This is a genomic window from Chitinimonas sp., from assembly GCF_036568685.1.
GTDB lineage: Bacteria > Pseudomonadota > Gammaproteobacteria > Burkholderiales > Chitinimonadaceae > Chitinimonas.
This window is the reverse complement of the sequence record NZ_DATCSC010000055.1, coordinates 1-19,063: the sequence shown is the minus strand read 5'-3', so window position 1 is coordinate 19,063 and position 19,063 is coordinate 1. Positions and strand designations below refer to the sequence as shown.

Annotated in this window: 20 protein-coding genes; 4 read left to right on the top strand and 16 right to left on the bottom strand. The window is 64.8% G+C overall.

Going from position 1 to position 19,063, the window contains the following annotated elements; translation table 11 throughout:
* The first annotated feature begins 160 nt into the window (after nt 1-160).
* The gene (locus tag VIM95_RS09125) at nt 161-763 is read left to right on the top strand and encodes a hypothetical protein (RefSeq protein ID WP_331984833.1); all 603 of its coding nucleotides are present in this window, start codon (nt 161-163) and stop codon (nt 761-763) included.
* A gap of 44 nt (nt 764-807) precedes the next feature.
* On the opposite strand, the gene VIM95_RS09120 is transcribed toward VIM95_RS09125, so the two are convergent.
* The 12 genes from VIM95_RS09120 to VIM95_RS09065 all read right to left on the bottom strand — a co-directional run bounded on the left by VIM95_RS09120 (nt 808) and on the right by VIM95_RS09065 (nt 13,735).
* On the bottom strand, nt 808-1,005 hold the full coding sequence (locus VIM95_RS09120) for a hypothetical protein (protein WP_331984831.1): 198 nt from the start codon (nt 1,003-1,005) through the stop codon (nt 808-810).
* A 51-nt stretch (nt 1,006-1,056) separates the two neighbouring features.
* Nucleotides 1,057-3,129, bottom strand: coding sequence for a pyridoxamine 5'-phosphate oxidase family protein (locus VIM95_RS09115; RefSeq protein ID WP_331984829.1), 2,073 nt, complete (start codon nt 3,127-3,129; stop codon nt 1,057-1,059).
* A gap of 63 nt (nt 3,130-3,192) precedes the next feature.
* The gene (locus VIM95_RS09110; protein ID WP_331984827.1) at nt 3,193-3,807 is read right to left on the bottom strand and encodes a glutathione S-transferase; all 615 of its coding nucleotides are present in this window, start codon (nt 3,805-3,807) and stop codon (nt 3,193-3,195) included.
* 132 nt (nt 3,808-3,939) lie between these two features.
* Nucleotides 3,940-4,632: an SOS response-associated peptidase gene (locus VIM95_RS09105; RefSeq protein WP_331984825.1), complete on the bottom strand. Its 693-nt coding sequence runs from the start codon at nt 4,630-4,632 to the stop codon at nt 3,940-3,942.
* 42 nt (nt 4,633-4,674) lie between these two features.
* Nucleotides 4,675-5,103 carry a VOC family protein gene (locus tag VIM95_RS09100; RefSeq protein ID WP_331984823.1) on the bottom strand — a complete coding sequence of 143 codons (429 nt, stop codon included), beginning with the start codon at nt 5,101-5,103 and terminating at the stop codon, nt 4,675-4,677.
* 40 nt (nt 5,104-5,143) lie between these two features.
* Entirely contained in the window at nt 5,144-6,913 is a 1,770-nt protein-coding gene (locus VIM95_RS09095; RefSeq protein ID WP_331984821.1) for a S41 family peptidase, read from the bottom strand.
* A 154-nt stretch (nt 6,914-7,067) separates the two neighbouring features.
* Nucleotides 7,068-7,691, bottom strand: coding sequence for a DUF6624 domain-containing protein (locus VIM95_RS09090; RefSeq protein WP_331984819.1), 624 nt, complete (start codon nt 7,689-7,691; stop codon nt 7,068-7,070).
* A gap of 196 nt (nt 7,692-7,887) precedes the next feature.
* Complete coding sequence (locus VIM95_RS09085; RefSeq protein ID WP_331984817.1) at nt 7,888-9,282, bottom strand: glycerophosphodiester phosphodiesterase family protein; 1,395 nt, start codon at nt 9,280-9,282, stop codon at nt 7,888-7,890.
* Nucleotides 9,283-9,389: 107 nt separating this feature from the next.
* On the bottom strand, nt 9,390-10,406 hold the full coding sequence (locus VIM95_RS09080; protein WP_331984815.1) for a questin oxidase family protein: 1,017 nt from the start codon (nt 10,404-10,406) through the stop codon (nt 9,390-9,392).
* A gap of 105 nt (nt 10,407-10,511) precedes the next feature.
* Complete coding sequence (locus VIM95_RS09075; RefSeq protein ID WP_331984813.1) at nt 10,512-11,117, bottom strand: hypothetical protein; 606 nt, start codon at nt 11,115-11,117, stop codon at nt 10,512-10,514.
* Between the two features lie 91 nt (nt 11,118-11,208).
* Nucleotides 11,209-12,171 carry an alpha/beta fold hydrolase gene (locus VIM95_RS09070; RefSeq protein WP_331984811.1) on the bottom strand — a complete coding sequence of 321 codons (963 nt, stop codon included), beginning with the start codon at nt 12,169-12,171 and terminating at the stop codon, nt 11,209-11,211.
* 112 nt (nt 12,172-12,283) lie between these two features.
* A complete protein-coding gene (locus tag VIM95_RS09065) occupies nt 12,284-13,735 on the bottom strand; it encodes a PLP-dependent aminotransferase family protein (protein WP_331984809.1) in 1,452 nt (483 codons plus the stop codon).
* Nucleotides 13,736-13,899: 164 nt separating this feature from the next.
* Here VIM95_RS09065 and VIM95_RS09060 point away from each other — a divergent pair, with 164 nt between their 5' ends.
* Nucleotides 13,900-15,177 (top strand): MFS transporter, encoded by a 1,278-nt coding sequence (locus VIM95_RS09060; RefSeq protein WP_331984807.1) that lies wholly within the window; start codon nt 13,900-13,902, stop codon nt 15,175-15,177.
* Nucleotides 15,178-15,203: 26 nt separating this feature from the next.
* Here the strand turns inward: VIM95_RS09060 and VIM95_RS09055 are convergent, their stop codons facing one another.
* The 3 genes from VIM95_RS09055 to VIM95_RS09045 are packed head-to-tail and all read right to left on the bottom strand — an operon-like array spanning nt 15,204 to nt 16,761.
* Entirely contained in the window at nt 15,204-15,467 is a 264-nt protein-coding gene (locus VIM95_RS09055) for a hypothetical protein (protein WP_331984805.1), read from the bottom strand.
* Between the two features lie 59 nt (nt 15,468-15,526).
* Nucleotides 15,527-15,796 (bottom strand): DUF2164 domain-containing protein, encoded by a 270-nt coding sequence (locus VIM95_RS09050; protein ID WP_331984804.1) that lies wholly within the window; start codon nt 15,794-15,796, stop codon nt 15,527-15,529.
* Nucleotides 15,793-16,761: a LysR family transcriptional regulator gene (locus tag VIM95_RS09045; protein ID WP_331984803.1), complete on the bottom strand. Its 969-nt coding sequence runs from the start codon at nt 16,759-16,761 to the stop codon at nt 15,793-15,795. The genes VIM95_RS09050 and VIM95_RS09045 overlap by 4 nt, the downstream gene beginning before the upstream one ends.
* A gap of 98 nt (nt 16,762-16,859) precedes the next feature.
* Here VIM95_RS09045 and VIM95_RS09040 point away from each other — a divergent pair, with 98 nt between their 5' ends.
* On the top strand, nt 16,860-18,035 hold the full coding sequence (locus VIM95_RS09040) for an MFS transporter (RefSeq protein WP_331984802.1): 1,176 nt from the start codon (nt 16,860-16,862) through the stop codon (nt 18,033-18,035).
* 29 nt (nt 18,036-18,064) lie between these two features.
* Here VIM95_RS09040 and VIM95_RS09035 read toward each other — a convergent pair whose 3' ends face one another.
* Nucleotides 18,065-18,469, bottom strand: coding sequence for a RidA family protein (locus tag VIM95_RS09035; protein ID WP_331984800.1), 405 nt, complete (start codon nt 18,467-18,469; stop codon nt 18,065-18,067).
* Between the two features lie 140 nt (nt 18,470-18,609).
* Between VIM95_RS09035 and VIM95_RS09030 the strand changes: the two genes are divergently transcribed.
* The coding region (locus tag VIM95_RS09030) for a LysR family transcriptional regulator (protein WP_331984798.1) at nt 18,610-19,063 on the top strand (454 nt) is incomplete at its 3' end.

The following is a 19,063-nucleotide window of genomic DNA, read 5'->3' as shown; positions in this document are numbered from 1 at the left end:
TGGCTGGTTGATCAGGAGAAAAGCCATGCTACCCGTTACCAACAAGGCTTTGGCCGCCTATACAGGCCATACCTCAGCAAACCTCTTGCCCATAGCACGGCAAGCGCTTGCCGCTGCCTCGGCAAATAACTCCACTGCATTAGCAGCTGCTGATGCCGATGTGAATATCTCGGATGCGGCCAAGGTGCTGCAGCAGGTCAGCGACAGCCAGCAAGGCAACCTGCCTGGCGTGACCATCCTCTATGGGCAAGCCAAGCTGCAGGCCCCCACGGGCGCGACCGGCGCAGAGGCGCTGGCCTACCAGCGCAATGGTCTGGCTGTGGATACCAGCTCGCAACCCTGGCGCCTCTTGGGCACCGATACCCCCTTGAACGAACAGAGCTGGAAGAGCGCCGAGAGCGAGATCGACCAGATCGTGGCGCAACGCGTGGCGCTCTACCAGCAGGCCAAGGCCAGTGGCGACTCGGAGCAGGACGTGGTGGACAAACTGGTCGCCTATAACCGCACCCTGCCTGAGCGCTATACCAACCTGGTTGGCCCTGGTGGTGACCTGAAGCAGCTGCCCAAGGGTGAGCCGGCCAGGGTGACGGATGGGGTGACAGGCGTCTCTGGTAGCGCCGGCAGTGAGGGCGCCAATACGCACAATGCCCGTGGTCAGGAGCAGGTCGACCAAGGTCAGGCTCAGCAGAATTCGACCAGCCCGGATGCGAGTAACCAGGACCGCTCGGCCTGGTTGCGCACCCGCCTTAAATCCCTCGTCTAGGCGCCGCTATGCCGGGTTGGGGCTAGCGGCACCAGCTTGGCTGCTCATTCCAGCGACCAGCCCATGCTGGTCGGTACCGGCAGTTCCGGCGGTAGCTCGGCCTCGTGCCGCTCCAATGTGCCGGCCAGACCCAGACCGTAGGCGTCTACCGCCTGCCAGCAGCAGGTCGCGTTCAGCACTTGTTTACGCCACCATGCCTTGAAGCCGCCTTGCCCGGTCGGGGCGGGGGGATGGTCTTTCATGGACTGCTCCTTTCTTATCCAGACGATTGAATCGATCCGGTATCCCGGCGCTCAGAGCGCCAGGACCACGCGTTGGCTACCTGCCGCGGGTATGGCACAGCAGACCAGGGCTTCGCCTTCGCCGACCTCGGCCGAGGGCTGGGCCGCATAGCTCACTTCCCCTTCCAGCACGCGGGTACGGCAGCTACCGCAACTGCCACTGCGGCAGCTGAAGGCTGGCGCAAGGCCGCGCTGCTCGGCCAGCTCCAGGAGGCTGCCTTCACCTGGCTGCCAGCGGGCTTCCTTGGCGGAATCGGCAAACACCACTGGCACAGGCACGGTGGCCGGCGGCAATAGTGGCTTGCTGGGTGCGCCCTCGTCCGGCTTGCGCTGCAGGCTGGAAGGACCAAAGGCTTCGGCATGGATGCGGGCGTCGGCCACGTTGAGCTCGCGCAAGCCGTCGTAGACCGACTGCATAAAGCCGGCCGGACCGCAGAGGTAGAAGTCGTAGTCGTCGAAGGGCAGCACGGCGCGCAGGAGGTTGACGTCGATATGTCCCTCGGCATCGTAGTCCTCACCCGGTACGGCATTGCCTGGTTGCGACAGCACGCGGATATGGCGGATGGCGCCCTGGGTGCGGCCGACCAGGCCGCCGATCTCGGCATCGAAGGCACGCTCGGCCAGGGTGCGGCTGGACTGGAACAACCAGGTAGGCCGCACACGGCGCTTGCGGGCACCCTCGTAGGCGATATGGCGGACAAAGGACAGCATGGGGGTGATGCCCACGCCGGCTGCCAGCAGGACCGCGGGGCGCCGTTGGGTGGCGTCCAGGGTAAAGCCGCCGGCTGGCGCACGGACCTCGATACGGTCGCCGCGGCGGACCATGTCGTGCAGGTACTTTGAGACCAGGCCATCACGCTTGACGCTGATGCGATAGCGGTTGTCCGAGGGCGCGACCGAGAGGGTGTAGCTGCGCTGTACCGGCTGTTCCTGACCCGGCAGCTGCACGCGCAGGGGCAGGTGCTGGCCGGCCAGGTGCGGGATGAGACCCACGCCATCGGCGGGCGCAAGCTCGAAGGAGCGGATGGTGCTGCTCTCGTCGATGATTTCTACCACCTCGAAGGGCCGCCACTGGCGGCTGAGCTCGGCAGCGTGCAGGCGCTCTGCCGCCTGTTCCCAGTTGCCGGTGAGCAGGGAGTTGGGGGAGGCGCCGGCCGGCTGCTTGGCCCAGCGCAGTGACAAGGCCTGTGGCCGATAGACCATGCGCCGGGGTATGAAGCGCCATAGCCGCTCGGCGCCCTGGAAGGCGGCGGTCTCGGGGCTGTCCAGCAGCACCTCGGCATCGCCGCTCAGTTGCAGCAGATCACCGCGCTCAAAGTCCACGAATACGAGGCCGGCTTTGCCGTTGAGCAGGATATTGCCCAGCGTGTTGAAGAACAGATTGCCGGCAAAGTCGGGAATGGTGAGGCTGCCGTCGGCGTTCTGCCGCACAAAGCCGGGCCGGCCGCCACGGTGCGAGACATCCACCTTGCGCTGTCCGTCTTCCAGGTCGACGTAGGATGCGACATAGAAGGAGTCAGCCCCGGCGATCAGGGCCTGGGCGCGCTCATCCAGTGCCGGCAGCCATTGTGGGCCTTCGGGTGAGGGCGTGCCGGGCGCGCGAGTGGCTTCGAACTGCCGCAGCTGGATGTACTGCGGGCAATTGCCGAAGCTCTCCACCACGTCGAGCCGGAAGCGCTCCGGCCCGCTGCGCGAGAGCAGGCCGTTCATGCGGTTGCGGCGACGGGTGTGCAGCTCGATGCCCAAGAGACCTACCGGCTGGCCGTCGCCCATGCCGGCATCGGCCGGGTCTGCTGGATCACGGGGAAACTCGGCTGTCAGGCTACGCGGGTCGGGCGACTGCAGAAACCCCACCCCGCCAGAGAGCAAGCTGGCCCAGGCATCTCCCTGCGCATCCACACTGCCAAACACGGCAAAGGGCAGCTGGGGGAAGAACTCGCGGTGCTGCTCCGGCATATAGCTCCGCACCACGCGGCGGCCGACGGCGTCCATCTGCTTTTCCACGCCGGCGCGGCGCTGCAGTGCTACCTCACCGGTGTGCCAGGGCGAGCCCGCAGGGGCGGCGGGGACATTGATCTGGGACATGATGGACTCCTTGAGGCCGAGGAAGCGAAGTACGCCTCCTCGCGGTGGCTAAGGTTGGGGCTGCTACGCGACTAACCCTGCTTTGGTCTGCGGCATGGCAACGAACCCCGGCAGGGCTTCGATGCGGCCCAGCCAGGCCAGGATCTGTGGGTAGCCGCTCAGGTCCACATTGCCCTCGGGGGCGTGGGCGATATAGCTGTAGAGCGCGATATCGGCGATGGTAGGTTGGTCGTTGACCAGCCAGTCGCGGCCCTGCAGGGCGGCCTCGACCAGGGCGAGGATGGCGTGGGCGCGGGGGATGACTTCTTCAGGCCGCAATTTGGCGCCAAACACGGTGATCAGGCGGGCGGCTGCCGGGCCGGCGGCGATCTGCCCGGCGGCGACCGAGAGCCAGCGCTGCACGGCGGCGGCGGCGGCCGGGGCTTCTGGTAGCCAATCCGTACGGCCAGCCTTCTTGGCCAGGTAGACCAGGATGGCATTGGAATCGGGCACGACGGTATCTCCGTCTTGCAGTACCGGTACCTGGCCGAAATGGTTGAGGCGCAGGTAGTTGGCGGACTTGTGTTCGCCCTGGGCCAGGTTGACCTCGACGACTTCATGCTCGAGGCCCAACAGGTTCAGGAACAGCCAAGCGCGGTGCGAGTGGCCGGACAGCGGGAAGTGGTAGAGCTTCATCATGGATCTCCGTTGGCGATCAAGAGCGGGAAGCGCCCCTGTATGGCTACGCAGTCTAGATGTGCTGATGAATGTATTGAATAGCCGAAATTTGCAAAGGGCTATTCCGGTATATGGAATAGTTGTCGGCTGGACTCAGACTGGTTCGGGCTCGTCGAACAGGCTGAAGTTGGGGGAGGGCTGCTTGAGCTTGGGCAGCGGCGCCGCCAGGCTGCGCATGAGATCGGCCGGGAAGGGCTGGGCCAGGGCGCGGGCCTGCTCGGGCGTGGCCGAGAGCCAGCGGTCGTAGTTCTCGGGGTGGATGATGACCGGCATGCGCTTCTCGTCGCCGGGCGCGTGAAAGCGGCGCATCAGCGGGTGCTCGTCGGCATTGATGGTGAGCATGGAGAAGCTGGCCTCGCCCTGCTGGGTGTGCGGGTTGCGCCACCAGGACCAGATGCCGGCGACGGCAAAGGCCGCGTCGTCCTCCATGCCGATCTGCCAGCGCTCGGGCTGGCCGGATTCGTAGCAAGGCTCGCAAAAGCCGCACATGGGGATCAGGCAGAAACGCGATGCCGTCCAGGCCGGCTTGTAGGACGGCAGCTCGGCGACGGTTTCCATCCGCGCGTTGTAGGTCTTGTCGGCATAGCGCACCTCTTGGGCAAAGTGCGGCAAGAGGCCAAAGCGCGCTTGCGTCGCCACCCGCTCGCCGGTCTGGCGGTGCTTGACCAGCATGGCGGCGAACTGGCCTTTCCAGGCCTCGGTTGGGGATTCCTCCGGCGTGATCAGCCGGGCCAGGAATTGTTCTTCCAGGACCTTGTTGGAGACGGGGAAATAATTGACACACATGATATTGGCTGGCTGCCGCAAGAGAGCGGCGCGGCCCGCAGCTTACCAGTGATCGTGCCGCTCGCGGCGTTCCTGGCGGTAGTTGGTGATCTCCAGCCGGATGCCGTCCGGGTCGCTGAAAAAGGTAGCCCAGTAGTCCGGCGCGTAACCGGGGTGAGGAGCGGCGTCGCTGGCTGCGATGCCGGCAGCCTGCAGCTGGCGGGCCGCTTCCTGCACGTCTTCCACGCGCTCTACCCGCAGGCAGAAGTGGTGCAGGCCGGGGCTGTAGGGGTTGTGCGGGAGGTCGCTACGCGCGGGGCGCAGCACATAGCCGAAGTGGCGGTTGTAGTACTGGATATGCGGTTCGCCATGTAGCTCGAACTGGTTGCGGCGAAAGCCCAACACGGTAAAGACGCGGTCGTAGAAGGCCTCGGCGCGAGCGAGGTCGGACACGGTGATATAGAGGTGGTCGATACCGATCACGTCGGGCATGGGACTCCTTGGCGCGGCAGGTAAGGCGGTGGGTGCCCCTTCAGTGGGCCGCGATCTGTTCGATCTCTGTCTTGGCCCGCTCCAGTACCGGGTCGCGACCTTCACGGATATCCGCCACGGTGGGCGCCACCACGATCTGGGGCTGGATGCCGATGCCGACGAAGGGCTTGCCGTCCGGGTAGGCATCACGCTTGACGCAGATGCGCCCCAGGCCACCGCCGGGCAGCGAGAACAGCAGGGGCTGGCCGGTGCTGCCACCGCTGGGCTCGCCGATGATCTTGCCGCGCGCGATGACGTCGAAGGCCATCAGGAAGTCCTCTGCCGCGGAGAAGGTCTGTGCGCCAGCCAGCACCATGACCGGGCCGGTGTACTGCTCGACCGGTTCGGGCTTGAAGAATTCGCCGGTCGAATCCGGCCGCATGCGCAGCCAGTCGAAGCGGGTATGGTCGAGGCCGCTGTCAGCCCGCACGCTGTAGGCGCCGTTGGGGATGGGCTTGTCGGTAAGGTGGGCAAGGATGTTGAGCCCGATGCCCGTATTGCCACCGCCGTTACGGCGCACGTCCAGTATCAGACCGCGGGCCTGCTGGATCTCGGGCAGGTGCTCGCGGAAGAGGCGCAGGCCCTGGTCGGTCTCGAAGTGATCGAGCGAGAGGTAGGCGATATTGCCCGGCAGGATATGGAAGTCGAAGAACTTACGCGGTACCACGTCGGTATAGCCGCTACGGGCGACGGTGAGCTGGCTGGCCTTGCCGCCGGCCTTGGCCAGCGTGAGCTTGAGCGGTTTTCCCTCCGCGCCTGCCAGCAACTGACTGCCGTAGAGACGGGCCTGCAGGTCCTGCGGCGTGCTGCTGCTGACGTAGGGCTCGATATTCTGCCGGGCGTATTGCTGCGCCGGCTGGCCGTCGATGGCAACGATCTCGTCACCCACGGCAATGCGTTGTTGCAGGCTGGGGCTCTGTACGCTGGTGACGACGACCTTGCCTTCGATCAGGGCGGTACGCATGGGCGGCCGCGAATAGAAGTCGGCCTCCAGCTGGGCGGGTGGGTAGACGTTGCTGTGGCCGTCATGCAGCAGGGCGGCGAACTGCATCAGCACCCGGTAGTAATCCTTGGTGGTCTTGGCGGCCTGCACCTTGGGCAGGAAGCTGAGGTAGGCGGCATCCCAGTCCAGGTCGGCGACATGGTCGAAGTGCACGAAGTAGCTGCGTGCCTGCGACCAATAGAGGGAGAGGCCGGCCGCCTTCTCGGCATCGCTCAGTGCCGGCTGGTAGGCGGTACCGAGCGCCGATTGCTTGCCCATGCGGGCGGCGACCGTGTTCTGCGCCATGATGCGTTGCAAGGCCGGGTTGGCTTGGCTGGTTGGAAAGCGTTCCTGGATCAGCAGGTTGAGGTGCGGCACCAGCATGGCCTGGCCCATGGCCTGAAGGGTGTCCAACGCGTGGGCTTCGTCGCCCTTGGTGGCATAGGCCTCAAAGGCATTGGCGCGGAAGTTCTCCACCTCGTACTGCAGCGTGTTGCCACCGGCCAGCAGGCGTCGGAAGGGAGGCGTCTCGATGCTGGTCTCGGCTTCGCGCAGGGCCTGCCAATCGGCCTCGTTCATGGTGCCGGGGTCGGAGGCGCGCTCGCGCAGGTCGTCGAGGTAGCGTTTTACCTTGCCCTGGGCACCGTTGGCCCGCTTGACGAGGTCGTCGAGTTCGCTGGCCGGGCTGTGCAGCGCCAGCAGGACCAGCAGCAGGCTGCTGGCAAGTTGGGACGAGCGTTGGGAAGCACGGGTCATGGGGTGGAGCGGAACCTGTCTATGGGCGGGCATGCGGTGCTGCCTGCCTAGTTTTGTTTATGCCGCGGCGACGAGAGTGTAAGCCACCCCGGGGGAACACCCAAGCCCATTGGACCGAAGGCGTTGCCGCTTGGTGCGATCACGCGGGTATTGGTTCCTTCAACGCGAGAATGTTGTTGCCGTTGACTTAGTGGCCGCTAATCTGGGTGGTCGGTACTGAGATCAAGCGGGGGCAGTCCTTCGGCATGTCACGCTGCAGGTCTGCCAAGTAGTCGGCTGTCGGTGGCAGCCCCAAGGCCTGCCGGCGTTGTTCTACCGCCTTAAGGTCGTCAATGGGGGCGAACTGGATCGTACAGCGGTCGGTTCGCAGGAACTGGGTGCCATAGCGCTGCGGTTTGTTGTCAAACCGGTTGAGCCGATCCTCGAGATAGGCGAGGTCGGTCTGCTCGCTGCGTGTGAGATCAGGCAGGGCCTGCATCAGTGCCAGTACCTTGCGCTGCAGCGGACGGTCCTGTCCCGCGTGTTGGGTGATCAGCCAGGCGTCGTGTCGTACACCCGGGTCCTTGGGCCAGCCACACTGCGCCAAGAGGCGCTTGAGGGTGGCCTGATTGCTGGTGTCGTCGGCTAGGGCCTGCTGCCGTAGCTTGGTGGCTTCGGCCGTGTCGGTCTTGCTGTCGAGCTGCAGCTGCCTGAGGGCCTGCCGGTTGAGCTGGTCGCGCTGGGCCATCTGGTTCAGCTTGAGCGGCATTTCCTTGCAGGGGTTGGCAAAGACCAAGGTACAGCACAGGCAGGCAAAGAGGGCGCGCAGCATGGCGGGTTCCGGTGGGGAATTGCCGCAGCATAACGAAGCTGAAGGCCGCGATCATCCCCCGTTTGGGGGAAGGATCGCGGCCTTCCGTGCCGTGCTGTGAAAGCCTGCGAGGGGCTTTCCAACAGTCAATTCCCGAGCGCCCGGGTCCCCCGGGCGAGGTGATGATGCCGGTGCTGACGTTACATGCAATGCCTACTTACCGGCCGTTTTCCTTTAACCAGACGGCGCGGGCAGCAAAACCGGTGTTGGCGAAGTCGGTGAACACGCCGTCGATGCCGGCACGGAAGAACTTCAGGTACTCAGCCTGCGGGTCGCCGTTGTAGAGGCCGGCCAGATATTTCTTCTCATTGCGGAAGGTGTAGCTGTGCACGAACAGGCCGAGCTTGTGGGCATCGGCGATCAGGCTGGTCGGTTCGATCGAGTTCACATCGGCCAGCGAGCCCACATAGGGCGTGCCATCGGCGTTCTTGTCCTTCCAGGGGCTGACCTTGAGCGCCATGACCTGGGGTTTCCAGGGGCCGATGCCGTCGGCGTAGGTCTTGATCTCGGCCAGTCCCGCCGGGGTGAGCATGGCGCCGAAGTAGCGCGAGTCACCGTTGACAGTCCAGCTGTAGGGGCGGCCGTCGACGATGGTGTAGGCATCGCCGGTGTTGTAGATCATCTCGCCGGTCTTATAGTTGACGTCATTGCCGTCTACCAGCTGTACCACCTTGGCCAGGAGGCCCTTGCTGCGCAGGTACTTGAGGCTGGCCGGGTCGAAGCTCTGCACATAGATGGCGGAATCGCGGCTATTGAGCTTGTTGTCGTTGAGCGACTTGAGCAGGGCGTCTTCGATCGGGTGGCTGCCGACGGCACCACAACCGTTGGCGATGGCCTGGGCGTTGTTCCAGATCGGGTTCTTCACCTCGGGGTAGACCGACAGGGTGCGGCCCAGGGTCTTGCTCTTGGCGGCGGCGATATCGAGCAGTTCCTGGAAGGTGATGATGGGGTACTTACCATTGAGCTCGCTGGGGCGTTGGTCGCGGGCATCGTAGGTGGTGCCGCCTATCCAGGCCTTGAGTTCGGCTACGGTGAAATCGCTGATGGACCAGTCATTGGTATGGTCCTCGCCATCCACCACCAGCGACTTGAGTACCGACTTGGGGTCGTTCGGGTCGGTGAGGTCGCTCAGGTAGCTGCTGGGACCGCTATCGGCCGTGGTCGGCCAGCTCACCTTGACCATTACGCCGGGTACGGTGCGCTTGCGGCGGGCCACTTCGGGGTTGGTCTTGGCTACCTCGGCGATATTGGTGTTGTCGCTGAGCCAGGGGTTGTGGCGGGCGACCAACTGGCAATCCTTGGTGAGATGCAGGTCGGTCTCGAGCGAATCGGCGCCGGCGTCGGCCGCTGCCTCGTAGGCGGGGCGGGTTTCTTCCGGGTAGAGGCCGGGCAAGCCACGATGGCCGATCACCAGCGGGGTGGCGCCGCCCAGCGCGGGCAATGCCACCACGTTGTCTTCGTTGCCGCTGCAGGCGCTAAGGCCCAGTCCGCCCAGTGTGGCGATCAGCAGCGCCAGAGCCGGACGGGCCAGCTTGTTTTGCCGTTGTTGCATGAGGGTTTCCTCCTCCTCGTTCTGGAAGGTGCAGTCTGGAAATAACTCATGTCATTGGCATGACGAACGTGCTACAAGTGGCTGAAGTTTTTATGTCGGGCGGCGGCTCAGGCGGCCAGTGCCTGTCCAACCAGTCTGGCTGCCGCTGCCCGGTAGAGCGGGTTGGGATCGCGCAGCGATTCCCGGTAGCAGGTGTAGGTCATCTTGATCACGTGATCATCGTCGTCCTCGCGGGCGGCGGCGAACAGCTCTGGCCAGGTTGCGATGGCGTCTGGCACGGGTAGGGACCGCAAGGCTGGCGCACCGACGCTGGCGTAGGCAGCGCAGAAGGCCACCCAAAGCGCCGCGCGGTAACGTGCTGCCAGTGCATCGGGCAATAGCGCCAGCACGGCGCGGCCAGCGGCAAGCCCGGTGACCATGTGCAGGACGGTGAAGTTACCGGTCTGCCAGTAGAGTGCGATGGCGGCATGGGACAGCGCGTCGAGCAGGTCGGGGGTGTCGGGCGGGGCCTGCAGGGCGGCGTCAAAGGTGGGGTCTGCAGCCACGGCACGCAGGCGGCTGGTGATGGCCTCGCCGACATAGCTGCGTCCGGCCTGCGCCTCAGAAAGCCGGGCCATTGCGGTCTCTACGCTGGCGGCGGGGACGCGTTCGCTCACATCGAGCGCAATGGCCAGGTTACCGGCTACAAAGGCCGCCAGGGCGGCGCCGACCTCGCCCTCGTGCCTGGCTTCCAGGGCATAGCCCAGACGGATAAAGGCATGGAAGGCGCCGCTGGCCGGGGCGGCCGGGATATGGCCCAGCACATGCGCGATGACCTTGGGCGCGCCCTCATGTGCCACCCACTCGGTAAACAAGGCCTGCAGGGCGCCAAAGGCGGCACGGTTACCGATCTGGCCTTGCCAGTTGTTGCGGTTGAGCGCGAGCTCGACGGCTGGCAACGCGCGGGCATAGCGCTGCGACCACATGGCGAAATAGGCCTCCAACCGCTGGGCGCTGGCACCCAGGCCGGCCAGGGCGACCAGCGCCATGGGCAAGTGGTTGGTGGTGCCGACCGCGTCGAGCGAGAAGGCAGCGTTGGCATCGAGCAGGCGGCGCAGGGTGGCGTTGCGGGTGGAGACGGACATGGCTGACCTCACGTTTTGAGCGTGAGATCAGTATGCAAATTCAAGTCAACTTGAGATCAAGCGGAATTTCAAGGGCTTTCAATAGCGCCAAACTCCAAGTGCTCGCTAATTGCGTCGCTTGCCGGCATACATCACCAGCAAGGTCGAAATGACCAGGCCGAAGATCAGCAGCAGGGAAAGGCGGCGGAACTGCTTGTTGATGCTCTTTTCCGTGTCTTCCTGCGCTTCTTCCAGCTGTGCCAGTCTGTCCTTGAGCTTGTCCAGGGTGGCGGGGGCATAGGTGTCGCTGTCGCCGGCGCGCAGCTGTTCACCATCGAAGTTCAGCGCCAGCAAGTGGTCTTTCTTCAGCTTGGTCGTGAGGCTGAACGTCTGCGGTTCCGCCTGGCAATGCTCCAGCTTGAGTGCGATCTCGTGGTTGCCTGCGGGTACCGAGAAGCGAAAGCCGGTCTCGACCTTGGGCTGGGCTTCGCTCTGCGGGTAGAGGTGTTCGCGTACAAACTGCTCACCGTCAACGCTGGTGGTCAGCTCGCAGCCTTGCTTAGCCGCTTCTTCGTTCAGGCGGTTGGCCGGTAGATTGACTTGCAGGTCCAACCAGCCGTGATCGCGCGCGTCGATGAAGTCACGGCGCTGGTCCGATACCTCGGCCTGGCCGCAACCGGACAGGACGATCAAGAGGCAGGTGCTGGCGAGGCGGAGGGTGAGAGGGCGCATGGGCGTGATCAGTCGATAAGTGAGGAGCGCATGGTAACGGCTAGGCGACGGTTTGCCATCCACCAACTGGGGGAGAGCCAGACTTGGCGGTCTAATGGCCTGGATGCACGACGTCTCTCACTTCGCCGGACTGCAGCCAATGCAGCGCCAAGGGCCAGAGGCTGCGTTCGAAACGGCTGTGGAAGAAAGCGAAGTGACCGATCTGAGCCTCGCCGACTGCAGCGGGGGCAATGCGCAGATGGGTGCCGGCGCTACTGCGGAAGCGCGCCAGCAATCGGTCTATGGCGGCAACGGTGCCGAATTCGTCATCACTGATGCCCACGGCCAGGATGGGGGCGGTGACGGCATCGAACTGGCGCAACGGGTTGGGTGCGCCCGGCGCGCTGTTGCTAATTCGCAGCCAGGGCCGGCCGGGGCGCTTGTTGCGGCGGGTCCAGTCCCAGACCACGCCGCGCGGTGTGTCTTCCAGCCAGCCCAGGCGCTTGCCGGGGAAGTAGCCATACAGGGCAGTCAGCAAGGGCATGAAGACATGCCATTTTAGGTACATGCGCCAGCGATGGGCCTGGGCATAGTCATGCCAGCAGGCGTACTGCGCGCCCATGGTGAAGATACGGGCGATAAGGTGGTTGGATGGCGCCAGACCGATCACGAAGCCACCGATGCTATGGCCCACCACGTGTACCGGCTGGCCTTGGAACTGGGTGGCGGCATATTGCAGCACGCCCTCGAAGTCCAGCGCGCCCCAGTCTGCCCAGGATGCCGTAAAGCCGCGCAAGGAGCCCTGGCGCGATTCACCTATGCCACGGTAGTCGTAGATCAATACATCAAAACCATGCCGGTAGAGCCAGTCGGCAAAGCGGTTGTAGTAACGGCAGCGTACCGAGGTGGCGGCATTGATGATGACCAGCGGACGCTTGGCATCCGGCAGCGGGTGGCGCCAGGCAAAGCCGCGCAGTGGGTAACCATCTGCTGCCGGCAGGGCGATGGGCGTTGCCTGCCAGGCTGGGACGGGAGCTGGTGCAGGCAGGATGGGGCTGTGTGTGGTGGTGCGCATGACGGGCGGGGAGCGGCGCGATGGGGATGTGCTATCTCAGCACAGCCTGGGGCGGCTGTCACGGGCCAGGTCGGCGGATATTTCCTTGCCGCCTCGGTGGTGGCTTGAGTGCTTAGCTGACCGGTTTCTGCAGTTGCCGGGCCAGCTCTCCCAGGGTGCGTATGCCTTGTTCGCGTTTGGCATCCAGCGGGTAACCGGCGGTGAGCCGCAGGCAGTGGTCGAAGGCATTGCCCAGGCTGAACACCCGGCCGGGAATGAAGGTATACCCTGCCTTGCGGGCGGCATGCAGCAGCTCGGTGGTATTGATCCCGGGGACCGCCACCCACAGCAGATAACCGCCTTCGCTCTGGCTGACCCGGCTGCCAGCAGGGAAGTGACGTAGCACGGCCATTCGCAGCGCGGTCAGCTGTTGGGCGAGGTGGCGGCGCAAACGGCGCAGGTGCTGGTCGAACTGGCCGCTGATCATGAAGCTGGCCAAGGTTTCTTCGACGATGCCGGGGATCAGCTCGCCATGGACGATGCGGGCGGTGCGCAAGGTGATGCGATGTCGGCCGGTGGCGATATAACCAATGCTGAAGCCGGGGCTGGAGAGGCAGGCCATGCCGCTGCAATAGAGCACGTTGTCGTGCCTGTCGAAGGCCTTGATGGGGCGGGGGCGTTCATGGCCGTGGTGCAGGTCGCCAAAGGCATCGAATTCGATCAGCGGAATATTGTGCTGCTGGAGCAGGGCGAGCAGTGCGGCCTTGTCTGCATCGCTCATCAGGCTGCCGGTGGGGCTGGCGTAGTTGGCCTCCACCACACAGGCCGCAACGGGGTGGTGCTGCAAGGCAAAGGCGAGTGCGGGGAGGGAAAGGCCATGGTCGGGGTCGGCCGGAACCTCCAGGATCTGCAGGCCCAGCGAGGCAATGCACTCCAGCGTGCGCATGGGGCCTGGTGATGGCACGGCGATCACATCGCCCGGGCGGGTCAACTGGCGCAGGCACAGCTCCACGGCTTCCGATTCGCCATTGGTCAGGATGATGCCCTCAGGGTCGAAGTCGCAGCCGAACTGGCGCGCCCGACGAGCGATTTGCTCGCGTACCGTGGCATTGCCGTAGCCGGAACCGCGGGTCAGCACTTCGGCATCCTGCCGCAGATGTTGCTGCAACAGGCGCTTGAGGGCGGCGGTGGGCAGCAGGCGGTCGTCCATGCGCAGATGCCCCAGGGACAGGCAGTTTGCCTGCGTAGTTGCAAGCTCCATCAACAAGCGGCGGTGGCCTTGCAGCGCAATGGGCTGCAACTCGCCCAGCGTAGCCGCCTGGGCTGGGCGACTGGCGCCCGCGCTGACAAAGAAGCCTTGCCTGGGGCGGGCGGTGATCAGCCCTGCCGCCTCCAGCCTATGCAAAGCGTGGGTCACGGTGGCGAGGCTGGCCTGATGGGCGGCACATAGCTGGCGTATTGCTGGCAGCTGAGCGCCAGCCGGCAGGGTGCCGCTCTGGATGCGTGCGGACAGTAGGTCGGCCAATTGTTGGTAGCGGGGTGGCGCGGCAGACACGGCGGCAAGGTCGGTAGCGAGATGCCGCATGATAGTCGGCTGGGGTGGTTTGTGTATCGATACAGAGAGGGCTTTTCTGATGGATACAAGACCCGGCCATGGGCCGGCTGTATCGCCGCAAGCCCTTGGCCCTGGTGCTAAGCGGGCGGGTTGGCAGCACGTAGGCTGGCGGTACTTTCTAACCGGATACCGCCATGCCGCTTGTTCGTCTACTCACTACCTCTTTGTGCCTCACAACGCCCTACCGTGTACTGGCTTGCGAGCTGTTGAGCCTGCTGGCTGGGGCGCTGCTGCAGGTGTCGCTGGCCTGGTGGATGGCCAGCCGTGGTGGCGCAACCGACCTGGCGCGCTATGGCGTGTTGTATTCGCTGGGCAGCCTGCTTGCCATGCCCTTGCTCTCGCCGTTGGTTGACCGCTACGCCAAGATCAATTTGATACGGCTGGGCTTGATGGGCTTGTTGCTCGATGCCGCGCTGATGTCGGCCTTGGCTGCCCATGCAAGCTACCGCTTGAGCTGGCTGCTGGCCGGTACGCTGCTCAGCGTGCTGGCCCACGGACTGCTGCAGCCCGCCTTGGCCTGTGTACTGGCTGAGCAGCTGCCGGCAACGGCGCTGGCCGCGGCGCTGCGTTTACGCAAGCGCTGCCAGGCCGTGGGGCGTTTGCTGGGCCCGGCGTTGGCGGGTACGGTGCTGGCGCTGGGGGGCTTGCTGCCGGGCTTCTTGCTGGGTGCCTTGTTCTTGCTGTTGGCCTTGGCGCTGGCCAGCTGGTCAGCGCCCGTGCCGCAAGCCGCGAACCTGGGTCAGGCAGAGCGCTGGCTGCCGGCGTTGAGGGCGGGCTTGCGGGCCAAATGGGGTGTGCCGCTTGATCGTTACTGGACCTTGGCTGGCTGCTTGATGATGGTGTGCTTTCTGCCCGCCACCAGCATGCTGGTACCGCTCAAGCTGCAGTCGCTGGGATTGGGCGCGGCCTGGCTGGGTGCGTGCGAGGCGGCCCTGTCGGGTGGTTTGCTCTTGGGCACCTTCTGGCTGGCCGACAAGGCCGTACGCCGGCTGGGGCGCTGGCATGCCCTGCTGGCGGCGGTCGCCTTGTGCGGCGTAGGTCTGGCGATGATAGGCCCAAGCCAGCAGGGCTGGACCTTGCTGCCGGCCTTTGCCGCTATTGGCTTGGGCTTGTCGGTCACCCAGCTGGTGGGGCAGACCCATCGCATGCTGGCCATGCCGCCGGATTTTCGGGCCCGCATGACGGCGGTGCACCTGGCTAGCGGGCAACTATCTGCCGCCCTGGGGCCGCTGCTTGCCGGCCTGCTGCTGGCGCACCTGGCCTTGCACCTGGTCTATCACTGTCTTGCCTTGGGGTTTGCAGTCAGCGCTCTCCTGCTGCTGAGGGTGCCTGGTTTGAAGGGATTTCTGCAGCAGGATCATGTTGCGGTGACGGGCTGGTATGCCCGGCATCACCCGCAGGCATTTGGCTAGGCGAGGTGGTCTTGAGGTGGCTGACCTTACGCCTCGGTATCAAGCAGACGGCCCACTGTGCCGCTGTCCGCTAGCGGATGTTCAACGGGATCTGCCGGGGTGGCCTGCTCCGCAGCAGCGTCCTTGCGGCGCTGCAAGCGGGTCAGCAGGGTGGGGAAGTTCACCTTGCGCGGTGGCGCGAGCAACCAGACGCGGCTGCGCCAGCTGTCGTAACGGTCGGCCGTCATACGGGCGGGAGAGCTGGGGCGTACTGCGCCGACGGGGCGGACCAGGTCATCATCGTCGTCCATGGGGGCTCCTTGGATAGCTGCAGCTAAGACAGGGCCGCGGCGGCCAGGTTCACACCATACTAACGACGGCGACCTGACGCGTATTTTGACCAATATTGGAAGGCATCCTCGTGGACCTCGATGTCCACCTCCATGACCTTGGCCTGCAGATAGGACTGGGTATCGGCCACTGCCTGGTTGTAGACCAGTGGGCCAATCTCTTCGAGAAAGAACTGCAGCAGGCTGCCGGCGGCCAGGTTGCCAAGCGGCTCGTCCAAATATTCGGCGGCGTAACGCTGTAAGGAAGCGACGGCCTGCTCGTGGTCGGCCTTGCTGATTTCGATGCTCATGCGCTTTTCTCCAGTTGCCGGGCGGTCTTCTGGGCCGCCTGGCGGGTACAGGTGGTGACCACGTCCTCGACCACCGCCAGCAGCCAGCGCAGCGCAGGGTCCTGGTCGCGGGTGGCATGCCAGATGGCCTTGATGGTGAAGTCCGGCAGGGGGATGGGAACGGGGCTCAGGTGCAGGCCGGCTTCGTCCCGCCAGCGTTCGGCCAGCACGGCCGGCACGGTGGCAACGGCCGGCGTGCTGGCCAGTATGCCCGGCAGGGTGGAGAAGTGGGGCGTGCTGTAGCAGACATCGCGTTGCAGGCCCAGCTCGGCCAGTTTTTCGTCGACCACGCCGAAGAAGGCGGTGCGATAGGTGACCAAAAGGTGCGTGGCCTGGGTGTACTCGGCCAGGCTGATGGCAGGACCGGTTGGCACCAGCTTGCGGTTGTAGATGCAATGGAACTGCATGGTGCGTAGTGGCTGGGTGCGCAGCCAGGCCGGCGCGTCGCGGGCCGAACCTATGCTGAGGTCGATCTCCTCCCGCTCCAGCATGGCGGTACCGGAGAACGGGTCGCTGGCCTTGATGGCGATGCGTACCTTGGGGGCGACCTGCTGCAGCCGGGCGAACAGCCTGGGCATCAGCCAGAGTTCGATCCAGTCTGGCATGCCGAGGGTGAAGGTGCGGGCGTCGGTGGCCGGGTCAAAACCGGCCGGTTCGAACAAGGCCGTCTGCAGGTGTTCCAGTGCCGGGGCGATCTGTTGCTGCAGCAATTGCGCCCGTACCGTGGGTTGCATGCCCTGGGCGGTACGTACCAGCAGTTCGTCCCCCAGCAGCTCGCGTAGCCGTGCCAGCGCACCGCTGACCGCCGGCTGGCCCAGGTGTAACCGCTCTGCCGCGCGCGAGACGCTGCGCTCGCGCATGAGCACCAGAAAGGTGACCAGCAGGTTGAGGTCTACGCCACGCAGATCGGATTCTCTGATATTCACTATCGATCCAATCGATTTGAATGATATTGCCGCTTATTGGATCATGCCGACCCTGTAGCGGGCAATGGCTGCCCGGCAGGTTGTTGGAGGTAGGCAAGATGGTGAGCAATTGGCGGATTTACCTGCTGGCCCTGGTCAGCTTTCTGGTTGGCACGTCGGAATACGTAATCGCCGGCACTCTCGATCAGATCGCGGCGGCCCTGGGGGTATCGGTCACCTCGGCCGGCCAGTTGATTACCGCCTTTGCCCTGGTCTACGCACTCTTTACTCCTCTGGCCATGGCCCTGACCGCCCGCTTGCCGCGCCGTCGGCTGTTGCTGGGGGCCCTGGCCGTGTTCGTGCTCGGCAACCTGCTGGCCTTTGTCGTACCGGGCTTTGGCCTCTTGATGCTGGCACGGGTGGTGATGGCACTGGGCGCGGGCGTGGTGGTGGTCAACGCACTCAGCATTGCGGCGCAGATTGCCCCGCCGGGCAAGCAGGGGAGTGCCATCGCCACCGTGATCATGGGCTTTACCGTCTCGCTCATCATCGGCATGCCCTTGGGCCGCTGGATCGCCGCCGCGCACGATTGGCGCAGCATCTTTGCCGGCATTGCCGTGCTGGGGGCGCTCGCCATGGCGCTGATCCACCGCTCGCTGCCCCAGGTGGCCGCCGAGCAGGCCATGCCACTGCGCGAGCAATTGGCACTGCTCAAGCAGCCGCGCCTGCAGGCCGCGCTACTGGTGAGCTTTTTCTGGCTGGGTGGCTTCTCTGTGATGTTCACCTATGTCTCGCCCTTTTTGCTGGACGTGACCCGGTTGGGAGAGGGCGCGGTGCGTACGGCGCTGTTCGCGCTGGGTGTAGCCAGCCTGGTGGGTTCGCGCTTTGGGGGCTGGAGCGTGGACCGCTTTGGCGGCCAGCGCACCCTGCAGTACGGCTTGGCGCTGCACTTCTTGATGCTGGTACTGTTGGGCTCCTTTGGCGCCCACGCCCTGGTTGTCTACCCGGCGTTGATGCTTTGGACCTTCTTTGCCTGGTCATCCGGCCCGGCCCAGCAGTTCAACCTGGTAAGCCTCGCGCCGGCCGCCTCCGGCATCATGCTCAGCCTCAACAATTCCACCATGCAGCTGGCGCGTGCTGCCGGTGCGGCGCTGGGGGGCTTGGTGGTAGAAGGCAGCTCGCTCGCCGCCATCGCCTGGACTGGCGCGGCCATGATCCTGGTTGCTGCCGCGGTGTCGGCAAGGGCCGGGCGGCAGAGCGGGGCGTTGGTTTTGAAGCCGGTCACCGCAGCCTAGCGCTTGACCGCCCCGCTACTGCTCGTCCCTCAGCCAGCGCTTGCTTCTGGTAATTTGGCGATGACCTTGATCTCGAACTGGAAGCCGTAGAGCCAGGTAACGCCTATGCCGGTCAGCGTGGGGTGGGGGGCCTCACCCCAGTACTCCGGCACGATCCGCCAGATCTTCTCGAAGTTCGATTCAGGGTCGACGATAAAGACGGTGACGTCGAGCACGTCGTCGAAGCTGCAGCCTGCCGCTTGCAGGATCGCGTTAAGATTCTCGAAGGCCCGCCTGACCTGCACTTCCAGTTCGGGCTCGGGCGAGCCGTCCTCGCGGCTGCCTACCTGGCCGGAAACGAAGAGAAAACCATTGGCGCGAACGGCCGGTGAGTAGCGGTTGTGCTCGTACAGCGCCTGGCGCCCTGCGGGAAAGACGACGTCACGAATTGCCATTTAAGACTCCATTGGTGGACCAAGCGGGCCCGGTTTTGCGATGGAGCGACTGTAGGCGGCGTCGCCGACCGGATAAACAAGCAAGTCCAATCATCACTGTTTGCGGTACCCAAACAATCACCTGGCTAGATAGGGCGTAGATGGACCGTTTTGACGCGATGCAGGCTTTTGTGCGCGTGGTGGAGGCCGGCAGCTTCACCAAGGCGGCCGAGACCCTGCACATGAGTAAGACCAGCGTGACACAACTGGTGCAGCAGCTCGAGGCCCGCTTGCGGGTGAAGCTGCTCAACCGCACCACCCGCCAGGTCAAGGTGACGGCGGACGGTGCGGCCTACTACGAGCGTGCGCTACGTCTTTTGGCCGACATGGAGGACGCCGAAACCAGTCTCTCCAGTGCGGCGGAAGCGCCCAGGGGCAGGCTGCGGGTGGATGTGCCCAGCCCCTTTGCCCGCCTGATCCTGATACCGGCACTGCCGGCATTCTATGAGCGCTACCCTGACATACAGCTCGACATGGGGGTGAGCGATCGCCGCGTGGACCTGATCGGCGACAACGTCGATTGCGTGGTACGCGGTGGAGAGATCACCGATCAGT